The following is a 3425-nucleotide window of genomic DNA, read 5'->3' as shown; positions in this document are numbered from 1 at the left end:
GGACCCATCGCCCGCCGCCGTCAGGGTACCGCTTGGGAACCGGACGGCGGCTTAGGGGCAATACCGTTTGTTGGGATGCTCCTCCAGGGAGGCAAACGGGTGGATCAGCAATTCATACAAGACGGTCTGCCGCTCCGCTTCCGGCATCTCGGCGCAGTCAGCGGCCAATTCAGAGACCGTCTTGTTTCCATACTGTCGAAAATGCTGCTCATAAATGGCCGTGAACTCTGCCGCGCAGGGCGCTACCAGCTCGTCCATGAACTGGATCAGACTGCCGGCCTCCATGCCCACAAGGACACAGTCCCTCGGCGTCAGGCCAGCCTTCAGACGCTCCTCCAGCGAACGGGGCGGGAGAAGGGGCTGCCCCAGGGGCGGGGCCCCGTCCTCCTCAAGCTCTGTTTGTTCAGGAGGGGTGTCCAGGAGGGGCGGGAGCAGAAGGGCGGCCGCGTCATAGAGGTAGGCGTCGCCACAGGAGGGAGTTACCGAGAGCCGGTCGTCCAGGGCTTTGGCAAGCTGTTTATAGGTCATGGACTGTACCTGCTCCCTGGAGAGGCCCAGGGTGGACCGAAGCCGCTCCAGCTCCGCTTCAAAGCCCCGGAAATACTCAGGCAGGGTCATATCAGCAAAGCGGTGGATGATGGCCGCGGCGTATTCGGGGTGGGCACAGCGGCCGGTGTCCAGCAGGTCGAGCCGGTCTTGCAGTGGGAAGCGTTCAATCCTCATGCTGGCCCGCCTCCTCTCTCTGCCGGCGCTCCAGCACCTCCAGTGCGCTCCCGGCCCGGTCCAGCAGGTTCCGCAGGGCGGTCAGGGGGTCATCTGTGTAGCGGCCCCAAAAGTAATCGCTCCTGTTTCTGCACATCCATGTGACAAACCGTGCGGGGGCGTTGGGGTTCTCGCCGAGGACATATTCTGCGTCCCCGACACGGATGGCGCTGATAATGATATATCCGGCGTTACTGCGTTCTGACATGTTTTATCCTTTCTCCCCGTATGAGCCCGATAGGACAGGCGTATCTTATGCGGCTTGCAGGACTTCCCGCTCCCACTGGTCGAGAAACCGCTGGACTTCTGGGGTGGCTGGGCGATTGTTGGCAGATCGAGCCTGGACCACTTTTCTGTTTCTGATCTCCAGCGTGTAAAAGGGCTTGTCCGCTTCAGCCGCCCGGCGCAGAAACAGGATGACGCACTCCTGCTTTGCCACGCGGTCCACATAGGTGCCGACACAGTGATGGAGGGCCTGTCCCTCCTGAATGATGTCCTCCGGGCTTTGGGGACAGAGCACCACCATGCCGTCCAGCTCAAAGTCAGCATGGAGGCGGATAGATTCCATCGCCGCATGAAAATCCCGGCGCATTTTGGCGTCCAATTCCTGCTTCCACTGGGTGGCGGCGCGGTCATGGGCCTTTTGCAGGTCCCGGGGAAACAGGACGGAATCGCTCAATGGAAACTCCAGCTTCCGGCACAGATCCAGATAGTCGGCATATTCCCGGACCACATCGTATGTATTCTGATAACGTCTGCCCAGGTCGGTGCGGGTGGTCAGGCGCCTGGTCTGGCCGTCCACATAGCGCATGAACCTGTGCGGCGTGGTGACTTCCATGAAGGGCAGGATGTTCCGCTCGATATAGTGGATGTCATGCCTGGTCTGCCAGAGGAATAGCGCCTGCCGGTCCTTTAGTCCCATGCTGTAATATGTTTGGAAGTCGGCCAGCCCGGAAGCCCCGATGTGCATATCCCGAAGGAAGGGAACATCCTCGGCCCCTACACGCAAAAGCCGGTGTGTCCGGTTCTGCTCCTGATCCAGGCGCACGGTCTGATGTCTGTAAATCAAGTCGGACACCAGATCACAAAAGCCCACCTTGATGAGATGCTCGATTTTGGGCTGGGTGATATAGGATGTGAGAAGCGGCCTTAGCTCTATCGGCTCCTGGAAATAGCCGCAAAACTGCGTGACAGGGCAGTATTGCCACGGCGTGTCACGAAGGGCGTCCGGCAGGTTGCCGGGATAGACATAGCCGCAGACATCCGCCGCAAAGTTGTACTGCCAGTGGCTGAATACGGGACGGGTCCCCGCTTTCCATACGCCAAAGGAACTGTAATAGTGGTCTACCTCCAGACTGCCGCCGGGCTTCTGACGGATGAACTGGCGGGCGGCCTCCCAAAGGTCCAGTTCAGGGTCTGCATGATGGAGGGTGGCCTTGAACACCCGGACCACGACCTCGTCTGGGGCGGTCCTCTGTATGACCTGGCAGGTCTCTTGGTCAGTCAGCTTTCCCATGCGGCCGCGGGATTTCATTATCAGTTCCCGGCCGCAGGATGGGCAGAGGGCGTTCCCGTTGTACCTGACGCCGGACAGCGAGATTTCCCTGCCGCAGGCGGAGCAGACGCCGGGGACTGTTTTTCTGCCTTTCACGGCGTCGTAGAAGAAGTACGCCGGCATGATTTTGCGGTACAGCCATCGTTTCAGGCCCCGGGGAACTGGTGGGACAGACTGCATCCGGGCGTTGATCCTGCGGCGCTCCTTCCGCTGCCGGGCTTTTTGCCGGTCCTCCTGTATCAGCTTTTGATGGGCCGTCAGGCAGCCGAAGCCGTCCTGCGTATCATCATGGAAAAAGCGGCTGATGCACTTTCGGTCAGACTGGGTAAGGAAGGCACAGCGGGAGACGAAGTTCCAATCAGGGGACAGCCGCTCAAAGCACGCCGTGCGCCAGGATGCAGTGCCATCCTCCCGGCGCTCCAGCGTGAGATAGTCGTCTTTCTGCTGGAACACGGTCCATTTGGGAAGCAGGTCCCCCTGGGCCGCCCCGGCCCGGGAATAGACCTGGAGCACGAGGGTACGGCGGTGGTCTATCACCCGGACACGGGCGGTGGTCAGCCACTCGATCTGGTCTGCGCACAGCAGGTCGCTGTTCGCACGAATACGCAAGGGCTCGCCGGCATATTTGCGGCACTCAGCCTTGTTCATCGTCCGTCACCTCCCAGAAGGGACATCTGCTCATAGGTCTCGCCTGCCGGGGCGGGAACCTTATTCGGCTGGATGGGAGCTGCGGGCCGGGTCATAGCCTTGCCCTGTTTGACGGATGGCTTCCGCTCGGGCTCTTTATCGGCATTCGGGTCGTTAAAATAGTCCACGGCCCACTGGTACACGATATCGTCCGGAATGTCACACCCGTAGAGCCCGGCATCCGTCACATCGCCGTCCGCCCGCTCCTGTTCCGCATACTCTCTGGCTTTCCGGCTGATGTAGCGGAAACACTTGGCCAGGGACTTCTGGGGCGAGAGCACATTCCGGGCCAAGGCAGGGTTGCCGGCACACAGCTGGGCGAGATGGGCGGCCACGCAGTCCTTCATATTCCTCCGGGTGATGCGCTCGATCTCCTCCCGGATGCGCTGAACGGATGCGGCGGCCACATCATCCTGGCACA

At 60.8% G+C, this 3425-nt stretch carries 4 protein-coding genes; all 4 read right to left on the bottom strand.

Annotated elements, in window-relative coordinates:
• Positions 1-51: 51 nt before the first annotated feature.
• Positions 52-723 carry a hypothetical protein gene (locus B5G42_RS17365; RefSeq protein ID WP_087273124.1) on the bottom strand — a complete coding sequence of 224 codons (672 nt, stop codon included), beginning with the start codon at positions 721-723 and terminating at the stop codon, positions 52-54.
• A complete protein-coding gene (locus B5G42_RS17360) occupies positions 713-970 on the bottom strand; it encodes a hypothetical protein (protein ID WP_087273121.1) in 258 nt (85 codons plus the stop codon). Before B5G42_RS17360 ends, B5G42_RS17365 begins: the two co-directional genes overlap by 11 nt.
• 45 nt (positions 971-1015) lie before the next feature.
• Positions 1016-2965, bottom strand: coding sequence for a PcfJ domain-containing protein (locus B5G42_RS17355; RefSeq protein ID WP_087273118.1), 1950 nt, complete (start codon positions 2963-2965; stop codon positions 1016-1018).
• On the bottom strand, positions 2962-3425 hold a 464-nt coding region (locus tag B5G42_RS17350), incomplete at its 5' end, for a Cas9 inhibitor AcrIIA9 family protein (RefSeq protein WP_206406215.1). The genes B5G42_RS17355 and B5G42_RS17350, both read right to left, overlap by 4 nt.

Origin of the sequence: Flavonifractor sp. An91 (assembly GCF_002159225.1) — a bacterium.
GTDB classification, from domain to species: domain Bacteria; phylum Bacillota; class Clostridia; order Oscillospirales; family Oscillospiraceae; genus Flavonifractor; species Flavonifractor avicola.
This window is presented reverse-complemented; position numbering and strand designations above follow the sequence as displayed.

What these genes read in the sequence shown, in the direction of transcription:
- B5G42_RS17355 (WP_087273118.1), bottom strand. Translation starts at nt 2,965, where the DNA reads ATGAACAAGGCTGAGTGCCGCAAATATGCCGGCGAGCCCTTGCGTATT.
- B5G42_RS17360 (WP_087273121.1), bottom strand. Translation starts at nt 970, where the DNA reads ATGTCAGAACGCAGTAACGCCGGATATATCATTATCAGCGCCATCCGT.
- B5G42_RS17365 (WP_087273124.1), bottom strand. Translation starts at nt 723, where the DNA reads ATGAGGATTGAACGCTTCCCACTGCAAGACCGGCTCGACCTGCTGGAC.